Source organism: Candidatus Zixiibacteriota bacterium (assembly GCA_035380245.1).
Lineage (GTDB): Bacteria > Zixibacteria > MSB-5A5 > GN15 > FEB-12 > DAOSXA01.
The window spans coordinates 1-16,238 of the sequence record DAOSXA010000008.1; the positions used below are offsets into that span (position 1 = coordinate 1).

General features: G+C 50.9%; 11 protein-coding genes, 2 tRNA genes and 3 rRNA genes. 12 read left to right on the forward strand and 4 right to left on the reverse strand.

Annotation, left to right across the window (positions count from 1 at the left end; translation table 11 throughout):
- From PLF13_14290 to PLF13_14325, 8 genes are all read left to right on the forward strand, one after another.
- A 16S ribosomal RNA gene (locus tag PLF13_14290) occupies positions 1-479 on the forward strand; the annotation flags it as partial.
- 141 nt (positions 480-620) lie between these two features.
- Positions 621-694 (forward strand) — tRNA-Ile (locus PLF13_14295).
- A 22-nt stretch (positions 695-716) separates the two neighbouring features.
- Positions 717-789, forward strand: a tRNA-Ala gene (locus PLF13_14300).
- Positions 790-948: 159 nt separating this feature from the next.
- Positions 949-3,954: ribosomal RNA gene (locus tag PLF13_14305) — 23S ribosomal RNA — on the forward strand.
- 91 nt (positions 3,955-4,045) lie between these two features.
- Positions 4,046-4,162 (forward strand): 5S ribosomal RNA (rrf, locus tag PLF13_14310).
- Between the two features lie 139 nt (positions 4,163-4,301).
- Positions 4,302-5,576: a P-loop NTPase fold protein gene (locus PLF13_14315; GenBank protein ID HOP08443.1), complete on the forward strand. Its 1,275-nt coding sequence runs from the start codon at positions 4,302-4,304 to the stop codon at positions 5,574-5,576.
- 331 nt (positions 5,577-5,907) lie between these two features.
- A complete protein-coding gene (locus PLF13_14320) occupies positions 5,908-6,315 on the forward strand; it encodes a VOC family protein (GenBank protein ID HOP08444.1) in 408 nt (135 codons plus the stop codon).
- 119 nt (positions 6,316-6,434) lie between these two features.
- Positions 6,435-6,809 (forward strand): DUF5362 family protein, encoded by a 375-nt coding sequence (locus PLF13_14325; protein HOP08445.1) that lies wholly within the window; start codon positions 6,435-6,437, stop codon positions 6,807-6,809.
- 90 nt (positions 6,810-6,899) lie between these two features.
- On the opposite strand, the gene PLF13_14330 is transcribed toward PLF13_14325, so the two are convergent.
- The gene (locus PLF13_14330; protein HOP08446.1) at positions 6,900-7,817 is read right to left on the reverse strand and encodes an alpha/beta hydrolase; all 918 of its coding nucleotides are present in this window, start codon (positions 7,815-7,817) and stop codon (positions 6,900-6,902) included.
- A gap of 466 nt (positions 7,818-8,283) precedes the next feature.
- Between PLF13_14330 and PLF13_14335 the strand changes: the two genes are divergently transcribed.
- Positions 8,284-8,640, forward strand: a complete 357-nt coding sequence (locus tag PLF13_14335) for a PilZ domain-containing protein (GenBank protein ID HOP08447.1) — start codon at positions 8,284-8,286, stop codon at positions 8,638-8,640.
- A gap of 180 nt (positions 8,641-8,820) precedes the next feature.
- Here the strand turns inward: PLF13_14335 and PLF13_14340 are convergent, their stop codons facing one another.
- Positions 8,821-10,647, reverse strand: a complete 1,827-nt coding sequence (locus PLF13_14340; protein ID HOP08448.1) for a hypothetical protein — start codon at positions 10,645-10,647, stop codon at positions 8,821-8,823.
- Between the two features lie 221 nt (positions 10,648-10,868).
- Between PLF13_14340 and rlmB the strand changes: the two genes are divergently transcribed.
- Both rlmB and PLF13_14350 read left to right on the forward strand, forming a co-directional pair.
- The gene (gene rlmB, locus PLF13_14345) at positions 10,869-11,447 is read left to right on the forward strand and encodes a 23S rRNA (guanosine(2251)-2'-O)-methyltransferase RlmB (GenBank protein ID HOP08449.1); all 579 of its coding nucleotides are present in this window, start codon (positions 10,869-10,871) and stop codon (positions 11,445-11,447) included.
- Positions 11,448-11,585: 138 nt separating this feature from the next.
- On the forward strand, positions 11,586-12,179 hold the full coding sequence (locus tag PLF13_14350; GenBank protein ID HOP08450.1) for a YceI family protein: 594 nt from the start codon (positions 11,586-11,588) through the stop codon (positions 12,177-12,179).
- A 104-nt stretch (positions 12,180-12,283) separates the two neighbouring features.
- Here PLF13_14350 and lexA read toward each other — a convergent pair whose 3' ends face one another.
- Positions 12,284-12,934 (reverse strand): transcriptional repressor LexA, encoded by a 651-nt coding sequence (gene lexA, locus PLF13_14355; GenBank protein ID HOP08451.1) that lies wholly within the window; start codon positions 12,932-12,934, stop codon positions 12,284-12,286.
- 382 nt (positions 12,935-13,316) lie between these two features.
- On the opposite strand from lexA, the gene PLF13_14360 reads away from it, so the two are divergent.
- A complete protein-coding gene (locus PLF13_14360) occupies positions 13,317-13,826 on the forward strand; it encodes a flavin reductase (protein ID HOP08452.1) in 510 nt (169 codons plus the stop codon).
- Positions 13,827-13,938: 112 nt separating this feature from the next.
- Here the strand turns inward: PLF13_14360 and fusA are convergent, their stop codons facing one another.
- The gene (gene fusA, locus PLF13_14365; GenBank protein HOP08453.1) at positions 13,939-16,020 is read right to left on the reverse strand and encodes an elongation factor G; all 2,082 of its coding nucleotides are present in this window, start codon (positions 16,018-16,020) and stop codon (positions 13,939-13,941) included.
- Positions 16,021-16,238: the final 218 nt, after the last annotated feature.

The following is a 16,238-nucleotide window of genomic DNA, read 5'->3' on the forward strand; positions in this document are numbered from 1 at the left end:
GTCAGCTCGTGCCGTGAGGTGTTGGGTTAAGTCCCGCAACGAGCGCAACCCCTGTCCATAGTTGCCATCAGGTAATGCTGGGGACTCTATGGAGACTGCCGGTGATAAGCTGGAGGAAGGTGGGGATGACGTCAAGTCCTCATGGCCCTTATGTCCAGGGCTACACACGTACTACAATGGCCGGTACAGAAGGTTGCAATACCGCGAGGTGGAGCTAATCCCCAAAACCGGTCCCAGTTCGAATTGGAGTCTGCAACTCGACTCCATGAAGGCGGAATCGCTAGTAATCGCTGATCAGCAGGCAGCGGTGAATACGTTCCCGGGGCTTGTACACACCGCCCGTCAAGCCACGGAAGTTGGGAGCACCCGAAGTCGTTTGCCGAACCGCAAGGACGGCGGCGCCTAAGGTGAAACCGATGACTGGGGCTAAGTCGTAACAAGGTAGCCGTAGCGGAAGCTGTGGCTGGATCACCTCCTTTCTAAGGAGTACGGTGTGTACTGAGCTTAACTCGGCTCAGTTACATCTAGGTCGAGCGATACGACTGTTCGATGTTGGTTTCTTCTCGTCCGACTATTTTTATAAATTTGCCTGCCGATTGTGGGCTTTGGATGGATATGATGGGCCTATAGCTCAGTTGGTTAGAGCGCACGCCTGATAAGCGTGAGGTCATTGGTTCAACTCCAATTAGGCCCACTTTTTCGGCCAAGCGACCGACGGGGATGTAGCTCAGTTGGGAGAGCGGTGGCTTTGCAAGCCACAGGTCACCGGTTCGATCCCGGTCATCTCCAGATTAGGATAGCAAAGCGGCAAATGAGTCGCTTAACTATATAAAGGCTCTTTGACAACTTAATAGTAACTTCCTATTGATACGTAAATAGGTATTTTCCAACAGGCTGTGTTTCATATGCAGCCTAAGGGATGCTCTTAACGAGGCTTTAACAAAATTCGGTTAAGCTATTAAGGGCACATGGTGGATGCCTTGGCACGGGAAGGCGATGAAGGACGTGGTAAGCTGCGATAAGCGTCGTTTAGGTGCAAACAACCTTTGAGACGGCGATGTCCGAATGGGGCAACCCAACCAGGGTTATGCCTGGTTATCGTGCACTGAATACATAGGTGTACGAGGCAAACGGGGGGAACTGAAACATCTAAGTACCCCCAGGAAGAGAAAACAATTGTGATTCCCCTAGTAGTGGCGAGCGAACGGGGAAGAGCCTAAACCGGTGTGCACGCTAAAACCTGCCAGTGTTGTGCTACCGGGGTCGTGGGAGCCGATAGGTTCGATGGCAGTCGAGCCGAGGAGTTACAAACCGCATGTATAGGTGAACGATCTGGAAAGTTCGGCGATACAGGGTGAAAGCCCCGTAACCGAAATGCATGTGGCTCCTTTCGGATTTCCCAAGTAGGGCCGGACACGTGAAATCCGGTTTGAATCCGCCAGGACCATCTGGTAAGGCTAAATACTATCCCGTGACCGATAGTGAACTAGTACCGTGAGGGAAAGGTGAAAAGCACCCCGGAAGGGGATTGAAATAGTACCTGAAACCGTGTGCCTACAAGCGGTCGGAGGAAAAACGGTCTTTCGAGACCGTTGGACTGACGGCGTGCCTATTGAATAATGATCCGGCGAGTTACTTCTCTGTCGCATGGCTAAGCTATACACTAGCGCAACCGTAGCGAAAGCGAGTCTGAATAGGGCGATAAGTGGCAGGGAGTAGACCCGAAACCAGGTGATCTATGCATGGCCAGGATGAAAGTTCGGTAAAACGAATCGGAGGTCCGAACGCACCAGCGTTGAAAAGCTGGGCGATGAGCTGTGCATAGGGGTGAAAGGCCAATCAAACCTGGAGATAGCTGGTTCTCCCCGAAATAACTTTAGGGTTAGCCTCGGATTATAGTCTTACGGAGGTAGAGCACTGGATGGGCTAGGGGCCCCACAAGGTTACCAACCCCAACCAAACTCCGAATGCCGTAAGATGTTCTCCGGGAGTCAGGCAGTGTGGGATAAGCTTCATTGCCGAGAGGGAAACAACCCAGACCATCAGCTAAGGTCCCGAAGTCATGCTAAGTGGTAAAGGATGTGGAATTACTTAAACAGCTAGGATGTTGGCTCAGAAGCAGCCATCATTTAAAGAGTGCGTAACAGCTCACTAGTCTAGTGATCCTGCGCCGATAATTTAAGGGACTATGCATGGCACCGAAGCTATGGGTTCGTGCTTGCACGAGCGGTAGGGGAGCATTGTCTGCGAGTCGAATGTCAATCGAAAGATTGGTTGGATCTCAGACAAGAGATTATGTCGGAACGAGTAGCGATAAAGCAAGACTATAAACTTGCTCACCGTAAGCCTAAGGTTTCCTGGGGAAGGTTAAACCTCCCAGGGTTAGTCGGAACCTAAGCCGAGGTCGAAAGGCGTAGGCGATGGAAAACAGGCCAAAATTCCTGTACCGGCGAAGTCGCGTTTTAATCTATGGGGTGACGCAGAAGTGAAGGTCAGCCGGCTGATGGTTGTGCCGGTCTAAGCGTGTAGATGGGGATCGCAGGCAAATCCACGATCCTAACATTGAGACGTAATGGGGTGGTCATAGACCAGAACTGATCGTAATCATGCTGCCAAGAAAAACCTCTATGATAGTTACTTTGTCGTCCGTACCGCAATCCGCCACAGGTAGGCGAGGAGAGTATCCTAAGGTGCTCGGGTTAACTCATGTTAAGGAACTAGGCAAACTGACTCCGTAACTTCGGAATAAGGAGTGCCACAAGTAGGTGAATTACTTGCGTTTGGAGCTGAAAGTGGCCGCAGTGAAACGGAAGCGGTGACTGTTTACTAAAAACACACGACTCTGCTAAGTCTAATAAGACGATGTATAGGGTCCGATACCTGCCCGGTGCTGGAAGGTTAAAAGGAGGAGTCATGGTCTTCGGACTTGCAGCTCTGAATTGAAGCCCCAGTAAACGGCGGCCGTAACTATAACGGTCCTAAGGTAGCGAAATTCCTTGTCGGGTAAATTCCGACCTGCACGAATGGTATAACAACTGCTTCTCTGTCTCAACATGAGGCCCGGTGAAACTGTAGCAACGGTGAAGATGCCGTTTACCCGTATCGGGACGGAAAGACCCCGTGAACCTTTACTATAACCTGACATTGGTGTTTGGTATCGTATGTGTAGCATAGGTGGGAGGCGTTGAAACTGGCACGCTAGTGTCGGTGGAGCCACCGGTGAAATACCACCCTTATGTTATTGAACATCTAACCTTGGGCCATGAATCTGGCTCAGGAACAGTGTCAGGCGGGTAGTTTAACTGGGGCGGTTGCCTCCAAAAATGTAACGGAGGCGCGCAAAGGTTCCCTCAGGCCGGATGGTAATCGGCTGTAGAGCGCAAAGGTATAAGGGAGCTTAACTGCGAGACAGACATGTCGAGCAGGTGGGAAACCAGGTCTTAGTGAGCCGGCGGCAGCGGATGGAAGCGCCGTCGCTCAACGGATAAAAGGTACTCCGGGGATAACAGGCTTATCTCCTCCGAGAGTCCATATCGACGAGGGGGTTTGGCACCTCGATGTCGGCTCATCACATCCTGGGGCTGGAGAAGGTCCCAAGGGTTTGGCTGTTCGCCAATTAAAGTGGTACGTGAGCTGGGTTTAGAACGTCGTGAGACAGTTCGGTCCCTATCTGATACGGGCGTAGGAGATTTGAGGAGATTCGACCCTAGTACGAGAGGACCAGGTTGAACCAACCGCCAGTGCACCTGTTGTGTCGCCAGATGCATCGCAGGGTAGCTGCGTTGGGAAGGGATAAGCGCTGAAAGCATCTAAGTGCCAAGCCCACTCCAAGATTAGATCTCCCAGACGAAAGTCTATAAGACCCCTGGAAGATGACCAGGTTGATAGGTCACAGGTATACGTGTAGTGATACATTTAGCCGAGTGATACTAATAGGTCGTGCGGCTTAACCGTTAAATTTCTCTGTTAAGTCATCCCATTTGCTGCCCAACACAGCCTGTTGGGCGATACCGATCGGTGTCGATAGAAGTTACTATTCAAGTTTCCCGGTGATGATAGCGACGGGGCCACACCTGTTCCCATTCCGAACACAGAAGTTAAGCCCGTCTACGTCGATGGTACTGCACCCGAGACGGTGTGGGAGAGTAGAAAGTCGCCGGGTTATAAATACAAAGCCCTCCTGACAACAGTCAGGAGGGCTTTTTGGTGTGAGGAGACTGCATGTGTTATTGACTCTCACAATCCTCCGGACTATCATCTGAGGAGAAAGCAAACACAAGTGGTGGGAGACAGATTCTGAGATGGAATCGTTCATAGCCAGGCCTGAGTTGCTGAAGGAAGATTGTAGAGTCGAGGATCTGCTTGATGTTACGGACACCGTCGAAAAGTACGCTGGCTTCATCGCTGGCATTCAACGGTCGGGCATACTAGCGATCGTAGGACCTTATGGGTGTGGCAAGAGCACCGTACTATACCAAGTCGAGAAGATGCTCAGAGACCGCTTAACCTGGGTCAATTTCGATGCGTGGAAGTACCCTGACAGACGAGATCTGTGGGAAGGATTCGTCCTGGACGTGGCAGAACAGCTGGGCGATAAGGAGGCGGCTACAGCCGACTTATCAGGAGTGTCCAAGAAAGCTCAAGTCGGGTGGGGCACCGGAAAGGCGATAGCTGGGGTTGTCGGGCTGGATGGAGTAGTCAGCGGCCTTCAGGAGGCGTTCACCAAGCCGCCGGCCGTCCGCATAAGTGACATCCAGAGAATATTCACAGATCTTCTGAACTCTCGTGGTGACCGAATAGTGATCGTGGCCGAGGATGTTGACAGGTCTGGACCGAGCGGAACGTTCTTCTTGGAGACCCTTAGCCAGTTCCTGTCACAGCCAAACCTCAAGGCAACGGTATTGGTTGTGGCGCCAGTTGGACTGAAGGACTTTGAGGAACGCAGGGAGGCCTATAACAAGTGCGTAGACTGCTTTCTTGAGTTCAATCCGTCTCCTCCCAAACTGGATAGATTCGTGGCGGAAGCATTTGACCGAGGTCTCTTCGATGGGGAGTGGGTGCACGAGGATGCGCCTCAGATCAGGTGGACAGGAGCCGCACGAAAGGGGCAGGTAACGACGTTCCTCAATGAGTTTGTCAATAGGCAGCGCAACTTCACCATGAGAGAGGTGAAGCTAATGCTGCGGACAGCAAATGAGATTTATGGACAGCAAGCAAGTCAGGGATTAGAACCGGACTTCCGCGTGACGATAGCATTTGAGGCCGCAAAGCACATCAGGGTGGACTCGGGGGGGAGAGTGAGTCTATTTCACGAAATCCGCGAGACACGACGAGTGCCGGCGAACTCTCTAGTTGCTAGCTTTCTAATAAGCATGATCTCGGATCGCGACTCGATCATGTCTCGCGATCCAGTTACAGGTGAGGCACGTGTTATCACCAGCCAGACTACAATCGTCGCCGTGCCCAGAGCCAACGGTGTCAGGGATCAACCTTCAGTGCCTTGGATGGTATTTGGTCGGCACCGGGAGGACAAGAGCGCTGGTCTGTACATCACCGATTTCTACCTGGACTACTAGAGCCACTTGGGTAGATTGGCATCTCGCGGCCTTCGCAGGAGCGACGTGTCTTGGGGCCCCGGGCACGAAAAGCAGCCATTGAGATAGTTCTGGGACCAGTTGAAGGAAGAAAAAGACAGGCTCCGGCCTACGCAGGAGCAACGTGTGCGGGGTGTCGGTTCTGCACACACAAAATCCCACCCGAGGGGTGGGGCACCTAAAAGAAGATAGGCTCGTGCTTTCTCGCAGGAGCGACGTGTGCGGATGAACTACGTTGAATACAAACAGCAGAGCAACATGCGCGAAAGCACCATTAGAAACGACGGAAACTACAATAGAATTCAGGATCAGTATGCACAGTATCTCCAAACATGACATCTTCACCGAACTGCACGCGGCAGTAGTGCCGGTGAGCGACATGAAGCGCAGTCAGCAGTTCTACGAAGATATCCTCGGTCTCGAATACGAGCGACCGGTCAACGAGAAGATGGTTCTGTATAGGGCCGGCGGCAAGGCGTTCATCGCATTACAGGAAGAAGAGCCGGATGAGGCTTCGGCTCAATCACAGAATGAGATCAATATCCCGTGCTTCGTGCTTCGTACCGATAACGCTTTTGAATGCCGACTTCATCTCCTCGGAAGTGGTGTGCAATGCTCCGAAATCAGGTACGGCGACTTCATCACCTGGATGACATTTTATGATCCGGACCACAATCGGATAGATGTCTGCCAATTCCTCGATGACTGGATCGATATCTAGCCAAAGCAATGTGGAGGTTGTCATCGGTTATCTTATTGATGTTGACAGGCGTAAGTGTGTTCCATATCATAAGCAAAAGAAACTCTGGTACAGTTGAATCTAACCATTAGGAGGGCTCGATGGAGGAGCAAAGCATCAATATCGATGAACGGACTATCGTAAAAGAGATCAGTCTGCCCATTTATCAAGCCAAATTCTGGCTCAAGCTGCTCGGTGTGGTCAATATGATCATGGGTATCCTGGCTGCCCTTACGCTTATTGGAATCATTATTGCCTGGTTGCCGATCTGGCTCGGCTATTTGCTGTTCAAGGCCGCCGGTTCAATCGATGGCGGCCAGATGAACGGCGATAAGAGTATGCTAATCGATGCGCTTAACAAACTTAAAACCTATTTTGTTATCAACGGGGTTTTGATGCTTATCGGTGTCGCCGGGTGGATTATCAGTATGCTCGTAGGCGGATTAGCGATGTTAGGTGGCTTGGGAAACATGTAGCAGAGATTACAAGTATCTTTGTCTCTGGCCGTGTAGCTGAAATTAAAAAGCGGACGTCCTTTTCGGGCGCCCGCTTTATTGTCTTGACGATCAATGCTCTAACGGTAGAACGAGCGGAAGGCTGTCTCTTAAAGTGGTCCAGAGGGCTTCGTTAAACCGTTTGGGTTCCTCTATCTGAGGAAAATGCCCGATGTTCCTGATAATAGTTACACCGAAAATATCCACCACTTCGCGATTCCCTGCAACATCGGTCGGATAACGGTTCGAGTTGATACACCAGATAGGGACATGAACATCCTTGAGGGCCGTTGCATAGTCATAGGTTAAGACGTTCGAGATCGACGGGATACCAACTTCAGGAGGCCGGGTTATCATTTCTTCGACGATCGGGAAGTAAATCAGCGTATCGGTCCAGGGCATCCATAGCTGACGTAAATACTCGCGTGAATAGCCGACGAAATCATCCCGGAGAGGTTTAAGGACCTCCGCAACCTGTTCCGGTGTAAAATGCTGTTTGAGTTCCTGAAGATTGTCGATACCGATCAAGGCGATGACACGTTCTGGTGCTTGTCGGGCAGCCTCGATCATGACCGCTCCGCCCATCGAATGACCGACAATGATCACATTATGCAGATCAAGTTTGTTCATAAGTGCTGCCACGTCTGCGCCAAAAGCCTGAACCGTATAATCTTTGCGATTGGTAGAGGACTCACCGTGTCCGCCCAGGTCCATGGTGATCACCTGAAAACTGTCTCCAAACACTTGAACCTGATTGTCCCAGAAATGACGGTCGCACATCCAGCAATGCACGAAAAGCAGAGTTGTATCACCGAGTGAGTGAACTTCGTATTTGATGTTGACACCGTCGTCGGTGGTCAGGCTGTCGACGCCGATCTTAATCGCTGCCGTAGGTGTTTTGTCTCCAGAACAGGCCAGTCCTATTAAAATCAGTAAAGCTGAAATCAACAGCGGCAAGATGTGTGTGATAAATTTCCTGGTATCTCTCATTATCGGTTTCCTCCGGTTATGATCTTTTTACCACTTCGATGATAACGATGGGGGGAAGGTGATGCAACGAAAATGGAGTCGTATGGACGAATACTCTCCGGACCGGGGAGGTATCGGTCTCGATGGAGTTCATCAACTTTTCTATGGTTCGATCCGGCGCCTTCAGGACTTGTTCAAAAGAAGTACAATATCATCAAATTCAACAGGTTAGACAGTCCTTTGACCGTCACCTTGGATTATTAGCTTGCATAGATATCGTCAAACGCCGTTCTTATATATATACACGGGTTAGATGACACATATCCGTCTGACTGATGGGCTCTGGGGCTGAGCCTTACATCCTGCCTGACATCGGATGAATAACTGCTAATAACAGACCTCAGAGTTGTCTGGGCCGATTCCGGAGGTCTTTGAGCATAACGGATAGCCACGGAGCGCATAACGCTTCGGACGAAGGAGGGCTTGCATGAACGAAAAGCGGATCATAAATCGAAAACGCTTGAATTACTACGTTACCGTTCGAGATAGGATAACCAATCAACCTCTGGGTCGAGTGGTGGATATTTCCGACTCCGGGATTCGGTTGTTCGGTGAAAATCAGGTTAAACTTGATGAAGTACTCCAGTTATCGATCGAACTCCCGAAGGAATATGAAATGAGTCGCCAGCTATTATTTGACGCCTCCGGAGTATGGAATACCCTTGACATGAATCCGGAGTTTCCGGGATTCTATGACACCGGGCTAGAGTTTGTTAATATCTCGGCACCTGACAAACAGCTTCTGGAGAGCTTGATCCGCGAATACACGCATCGCCCAGCTTAGGGGCGGCTCCGGAGCACACCCGGGTGGTTGTCATAGCCGGACCGAGGCGGGGAACGGCGCCGACCAGATGGTCGGTATAACCAATCCGGGAGGAGCACCGGCCCCGAGCAAAGGCCCCAGTCACGCATAGCGAGGCTGGGGCCGACATTTATCAGATAATAGTTATTTGGTATGCTTTTATCACGGGCTGGTAAAAATGGCGTTGCCCCAGCCTACGGCAACGAAACGTCCGCCTGTCCAGGTGACATCTTCAAGCGATCCGCTGTCGTAATATACTTGTCTCGTATAGGTTTCACCGTCAGACGAAATCACGATATTAAGCCCCACTCCAACGGTAACGAAACGCTTGTTGGAAGCAGCCACTCCGTTTAGCTGCACCAGATCATCGGTGTCGTCGACATCCCACAATTGCTCCGTCCAGGTTGCGCCGTCGGGAGAGGTATAAATAGATCCGTTTGCTCCCACCACAATGTACATGGAGTCGATCCATGCGATTCCGTACAGATCCAACGTATCGATCGGGAAGTCAATTTCGGACCAACTGGAAAGATCGGTTGTCGAAGCCTCAAGCATGGCTCCCTGTTCACCTACAGCGATGACTTGATCCCCGTGTGATGTAACAGCGTTCAAATGCTCCTGTTCAACGATACTGGTTTCCTGATGCCAATTAACCATGTCCTCGGTCGTGAAAATCGTTCCATAGCGCCCGACTGCCACAAAGCTGTTACCGGCAGCGGTGACACCAAGAAAGGTGTTGATTGTAGGCTGACTGGCAGTCCAGCTCTGACCGCCGTCCGTACTGCTCAGGACGGCACCCTGGTCGCCTACGGCTACGATTTTATCCGTGCCGAGATGAGCAATATCGTAAAGAGTGTATTCGAGGCCGCTGAAAGCAAGCCGCCAGTTCAGACCGCCGTAGGACGCCAGAATCGTGCCGTGTGAGCCGGCCGCCAGGCAAAGAGTGTCATCGTTCGGAAGATAGGTGACACCGTAAAGATCAATATCGAGACCGTCGAATTGTGTGGTCCAGGTAATACCGTCGGATGATGTCCGCACTCCCTGGCCGAGGCCAACAGCCACGAACAATTGATCGGAGCTAGACCAGACGACGCCCCGCAGATGCTGAGTGTAATCGGAACCGCGCAGAGTCCAGGTAATGCCGTCTTCAGACGACAGAACCAGACCGTTAAGACCGACTGCCACTATGCGGGTGTCGGAACAGGCGACATCGAATAAGTAAGCCCCAAGTCGTGACTCACGCAAGGTCCATATTTTGCCATCGGGAGAAGTGATAATATGGCCGTCCTGACCTACCGCAACGAACAGTCCAAAATCAGGCGACCAGGTAACATCGTATAACCAGGCATCGAGACTGGATGCCGCCAATGTCCAGACGCGGCCGTCCGCCGAAGTGATGATGGTTCCGCTGCCGCCAACAGCGACGAACAGTTCCTCTTCTTCGGACCAGGTTACGGCGTGCAGATTAGCTGAAGTAGCCAGTTCATCGACCGTACTGTCAGGCAGGAACCAGTTCTGACCTTGGTCGGTAGAGTGAAGAATCAGCCCTGATTCGCCGACCGCCAGCATAATCTCAGAATTGCCTCCGATCCCGTACATCCAGTCTTCGTCTTCCTCGATAGAATCGGGTACGGTCCAGGTGGTGCCGTCGGTCGAAATCCAAATGCGGCTGGAGTCGCCCACGGCTACGAAACGGTCTTCGATCCATTCAACGCCGTACATGTAGGTGGATGTTATGGAATCGGGCTGCTCCCAGAGAACTCCGTTGGTCGATGTCATGAATGTGCCGTCTTGTCCGACCGCTGCGAAGTGATCTCCCGAACAAGCAACGTCCATAAGATAGTTCGAGGTGCCGGTGGCACGAATAACCCAGCTTTCGCCGGGGATAGTGGACGTGCTGTCGGTACTGTCGTCATCACCACAGGACACCTGAAGCAGCATTATTACGAGACTAAAAAAGAAAACCATCCACGTATGTCTGCGCGTCATTCAACACTCCTTTGTCGTTTTAGCTTATACCGTCTCGGCTTAAAATCGTGCCTTTTGAAATTGAAGCCCGACACAGTACAACGGTCGATAATATTGACAAAAACAGTGTCCCGGGCAAGGAATTTAACTGTATCAGATGATATCAAACAAAGCTGCTTGACTTTGTTGTCGGACAGCGCTAGTAATGCAGCGACAATCAACATACTCAGCCTTGGAGACCAATGGGCAACAGACCGAGATCGCAATCCGGACGTCGACATGAACATACCGATTTTTCGGGTGAAGTTCGCTATGTCGGAGAAGAGGACCTTTATATGCTCGTGGAAGAGTCCTCGACGCCGCCGCTGGTGTTGATCCTCGACGGCATCCAGGATCCCCACAATCTTGGCGCCTGTCTCCGAACAGCTGACGCTGCCGGAGTGACGGGAGTGATCATCCCGCGGGATCGAACTGTGGCCGTAACCAATGTGGCCAGAACAGTTGCCTGCGGAGCGGCAGAAAAAATCCCGATTGCCCGAGTTACGAATCTGGCTCGTTGCCTCAAGCAGTTAAAAGATCTGGGTCTGTGGATTATCGGGACCGGCGATGAAGAAGCCCGGTCTCTGTATGAGGCTGATATGTCCGGACCGCTCGGGATCGTCATTGGAGCTGAGGGAAAAGGTGTCCGAAGGCTGACCCGGGAGTTGTGCGATTATCTGGTCAGTATCCCGATGCAGGGCTCCGTGAGTTGTCTCAATCTCTCTGTTGCGGCAGGAGTGACTCTGTTTGAGGCGGTCAGGCAGCGTCAAGCAAAACTGTAGATAACGGGGCTAAGCTAATAGGGCATAGGGGAGTACGTTGGTAGCTAAGGGTGGCAGTAACTTGTCGGAACAATCAAGTCTCTTTTAGTGTTGTTTTGGCGTGAGTTAAACGACAGCATAATCACAGGAGAGACTTCCGTGAAAACTAGTAAAATTGCTATTACTTTATTGAGTCTGATACTTGTCATTGGACTGACAACCAGGGCGGAAACATGGGATGTCGACAAAGCGCATTCTTCGGTTGGATTCAAAGTCTCACACATGGTTATATCCAGAGTGAATGGTAAATTCGACGATTTTAGCGCCACGATTGTCTTTGACGGCAGGGATCTGAAAAATGCCTCAGTTGAAGCCTCGATACAAATGGCTTCTATTGACACTGATAATGAAAAACGGGATGAGCATCTTCGTAGTGGTGATTTCTTCGATGTCAGCGTATACCCGACAATGGCTTTCAAATCGACAAAGATTGATCCGGGAAACGGCAATACCTTTAAGATGACAGGTGATCTGACGATGCGCGGGGTGACCAAACAGATTACTTTCGATGCCGAGTTCAACGGTATCCAGCAGGATCCCTGGGGTAACACCCGAGCCGGTTTTTCGGCAACAACCGTCATTGATCGTCAGGATTTCGGTGTCTCTTATAACTCAATGCTTGATAATGGCGGGCTGATGGTGGGCAACGATGTGACTATCATTATCGAGGTTGAAGCCGTTATGAATAAATAACGTAGATGTTCTACCAATAAACGGCAGAGCCCGTCGACTCGAAAGTCGGCGGGCTTTTCTCATGGAGGAGAATAACGGAAAGAGTTTTTTACGGTCGTGCTTGTTTACCGAGCCATTTTACGCATCAATCCCACAACAATGCCTGCTATATGGAATTCGCCTGAACTACGGTCTACGATGATTGGCTCGTAAGCGTCGTTTTCCGGTTGTAATCGAATCTGGTTTCCTTCGGGGAAATATCTCTTTACCGTGGCCTCACCATCGATGAGCGCCACCACGATATCTCCTTTGTTGGCCACCTGTTGTTTGCGAACGAGAACCAGGTCACCATCGAAAATCCCGGCCATTTTCATTGAGTCGCCGTTTACTCGGAGGGTAAACGAGTCACCTTTGGGCAGAAAAGTCAGGTCAACAGCGATATCTCCCTCAATGTTTTCAATAGCATCGATCGGGCGTCCGGCCGGGACAGAGCCGACCAGCGGTACGCGCCCCACATTTCCGACCAGGTCTCTAGCCAGGGCCAGACCGCGTGAAATAAGCGCTTCTTTCTTGATATAGCCCTTTTTCTGCAGAGCCGATAAATGGGTTCGGACACCGTTTGTTGAGTTAATTCCGAATCGAGCGCCAATCTCGCGTATTGTCGGAGAATGACCTCGTTCGCTGATTTGCTCCTGGATGTATTCAAGTATCTGCCGCTGTCGTTCGGTCAGAGAGGCTTTAACCAAGTTAAGTCCTTTCGTTTCCCGCCGTTTCATGTTCTCCCAAACTGTTCATATCGGTCGAAATTACTGGAGAACACGTTCTTGAACCATCATCTAAGTTATACTGCTCGTTTGGGCACCTGTCAATATATTTTAGTGTTTCCCGGTGTATTGAATATCACATTCTGATTGGATCAGCCTTTGGGATGGCTCTGCGGAGCCTTATATTGTTTCCTGTGTTTTGGTTTGTCATGATCCTGAGACTTGAGGGATTGTTGACAAACCTCAATCGCGGCAGAAACAAGCCCCGCCGTTACGTGTTAGATAACCTTAACCTCGCGTAGCGAGCGGCCTTGTGTCGCCCGCATTACAGTTATGTTTACTGAATATCCAAGTGTATGGCTTTTCCAACAGTCCCCTGAACAAGGAGGATAATTTGACTTTTAAGATAATTAAACCGACTGATATCCCGGATAATGTCTTCAAGCTTATTGGTCGGGATTGGATGCTTGTCACCGCCGGGACAATAGATAAATACAACACCATGACAGCTTCCTGGGGCGGATTCGGCCATCTCTGGAATAGGGATATCTGCTGGTGTGTGGTGCGCCCGCAGCGTTACACCTTTGGATTCATGGAGCAAGCGGACCGTTTCACCCTGTCGTTTTTTACCGAGGAGTACCGCGACGCCCTCAAATTCTGTGGGACAAAATCCGGCCGCGATCATGATAAGGCCACCGAGACCGGGTTGACACCGTTTTCTACCGAGTCTGGAGCAGTTTCATTTGAGCAGGCTCGACTAGTTTTGGAATGCCGGAAAGACTATATCCAGGATCTTGATCCCAGAGGTTTCCTTGATCCGAAAATCCATTCGGAGTATCCGAATAAAGACTACCATCGTATGTATCTGGGTGAAATAGAACGTTGTCTCATGAGAGAGGCATAACGTTGAATTACGCAGGCTGAGGAGCCTGTAATCCGGTATCTCTTCAAAATGAAAAAGCGCCGATCTAATCAAGACCGGCGCTTTGTCTTTTCGTATAGGGCAGACTGAAAGATTAACCCTCAGCCTCACGTTCGGCTTTGGCTTCAGCGATAATCTTCTGAGCCGCGTCGAACGGGACTTCCTCGTAATGAGAGAACTCAACCGAGTAGAAACCCTGTCCCTGAGTCATGGACCGTAGATCGACAGCATACTGATACAGCTCGGACTGGGGTACAGTAGCCCGAATGATCTGATTCTTGCCGGACGGGTCCATGCCGGCCACCTTACCGCGACGGGATGAAAGATCACCCATTACGTCGCCGGTGTATTCATCCGGAACGGTGACTTCGACGTTGTATATCGGTTCCAGGAGAACCGGTTTGGCATCCATGAAGGCTTGTTTGAAGGCCATGGAGCCGGCGATTTTGAAGGCCATATCGGAGGAGTCGACGTCGTGGTATTTACCGTAATAAAGGCGAACACGTACGTCAACGATCTGCGATCCGGCCAGACCGCCGTTGGTCATGGCTTCAACAACACCTTTTTCGACCGCCGGGATGAATTTGGACGGAATCACTCCGCCCTTGATTTCATCTACAAACTCAAAACCGGCACCACGATCGGTCGGTTCCATTTTGATATGAACCTCACCAAACTGACCGCGGCCACCGGACTGTTTCTTGTGACGATATTGTGTGTCAGCCTTGCCCTTGATCGTCTCACGATAAGGAATTCGCGGCTTGCACAACTCTACTTCAACCCCATAACGAGCCTTGAGTTTCTCGGTAAGAACCTCAATATGGGTTGGCCCCTGGCCATACAGAACCTGTTGAGCCAGAGCCGGATCGGCGATCAGCTTGAAAGTAGGGTCTTCTTCATGAAGCTTGGCGAGACCGTTGGCTATTTTGTCCTCGTCACCCTTCGATTTGCTCTTGATTGCTACATCCATTACCGGGTTGGGGTACACAGTCGGTGGAATGGTTAGCTTGACATCGGCGGCTGCAAGGGTGTTGCCGGTATGGGTACCTTTTAATTTTACCAGAAGAACGATGTCTCCGGCTATGCCTGAGGTTAGCTCGATACGGTTTTTGCCCTGAAGGGTGTACATCTGTGTTACACGCTCGGCATTTCCGGTTTGCTGATTGACGAGATCCTGACCGGACTTTAATGTGCCGGTGATCAATTTGACAAAAGTAAGATCTCCCAAGTGACTCTCGGACATGATCTTGAATACGTACCCAAGAGGCTTGGCGGAGGCATCATAGGCGATCTCGGATTTCTCTTCAGTTCCGGTTTTGACAACTTCAACCTTTCGCTCGGACGGAGCGGGAAGGAAGCGAGCCGCGAAATCGAGCAGGAGGGTAATCCCCATGTTTTTCTTGGCTGAGCCGCAAAGCACCGGGAAGGCTTTACCTGATTTGATACTCAGTTTGAAGCCTCGGGTAAATTCCTCCTCGGATAGAGTCCCTTCCTCGAAGTACTTCTCCATGAGGGCATCGTCACCTTCAGCGGCCAACTCTATCAGCTTCTCGCGCTGGGATTCAACGGCGTCTTTGATATCTGCCGGGATGTCGGTCGGTACGGGTTTCCCCTTATCGTCGAAGGTGTATGCTTTTTTACCGATAACATCGACAATTCCCTTGAATCCGGCTGATTCCCCAATAGGAATCTGTACCGGGGCAACCGCGTCACCGAAAGCTTCTTTGAGACCGGAGATGTTATTCTTCCAGATAACGTTCTCATTTTCCATCTTGTTCAGGAAGAAGCACCGGCTGATGTTCTGACTGTTGAACGCTTCCCATTGAATCTGGGTGCCGACTTCGACACCGGCTACGGCATTGATCAGCATTATGGCGGATTCGGCGACTTTGAGCGTGCCAAACAATTCGCCGATGAAATCCGGGTGGCCGGGATTATCAAGGATGTTCAGTTTAGTTCCCTGCCAGTCGCAAGCGAGCAGCTTCGATGTAAGAGTGGTGTTTCTGGACATTTCAGCGTCCAGATGATCCAGCAGGGAACTACCGTCATCGACGTTGCCGATGCGGGTATTGGCCCCGACCAAAAATGAGACAGTATCACCCAGGCTGGTTTTTCCGCAGCCGCGCTGTCCGGTCAGGCAGATGTTTCTGATTTTGTCGGTCGTGAATTCCTTCAACGGTACCCTCCGACGAGTCTAAGTTTATTCGGTCCAACGGTCTTTATGGCCGCCACATTTACGAGCTAAGCCATGCAAGATATGACTTAACTGGTGCACTGTCAAACGGTTTAGGCAGTGTAGGGGAAGTTTTTTCACTATCGTGAGATGGGGAAGTAGTATCCCCCAAAAGCAAAGCCCTGCCTTGAGTGGCAGGGCTTTGTAATGGTTAAGAAGTA

Bases quoted from the DNA above. Each gene is read 5' to 3' on its own strand.
- rlmB (HOP08449.1), top strand. From the start codon at position 10,869: ATGGGCAACAGACCGAGATCGCAATCCGGACGTCGACATGAACATACC.
- PLF13_14335 (HOP08447.1), top strand. From the start codon at position 8,284: ATGAACGAAAAGCGGATCATAAATCGAAAACGCTTGAATTACTACGTT.
- PLF13_14325 (HOP08445.1), top strand. From the start codon at position 6,435: ATGGAGGAGCAAAGCATCAATATCGATGAACGGACTATCGTAAAAGAG.
- lexA (HOP08451.1), bottom strand. From the start codon at position 12,934: ATGAAACGGCGGGAAACGAAAGGACTTAACTTGGTTAAAGCCTCTCTG.
- PLF13_14315 (HOP08443.1), top strand. From the start codon at position 4,302: ATGGAATCGTTCATAGCCAGGCCTGAGTTGCTGAAGGAAGATTGTAGA.
- PLF13_14320 (HOP08444.1), top strand. From the start codon at position 5,908: ATGCACAGTATCTCCAAACATGACATCTTCACCGAACTGCACGCGGCA.
- PLF13_14340 (HOP08448.1), bottom strand. From the start codon at position 10,647: ATGACGCGCAGACATACGTGGATGGTTTTCTTTTTTAGTCTCGTAATA.
- PLF13_14330 (HOP08446.1), bottom strand. From the start codon at position 7,817: ATGAGAGATACCAGGAAATTTATCACACACATCTTGCCGCTGTTGATT.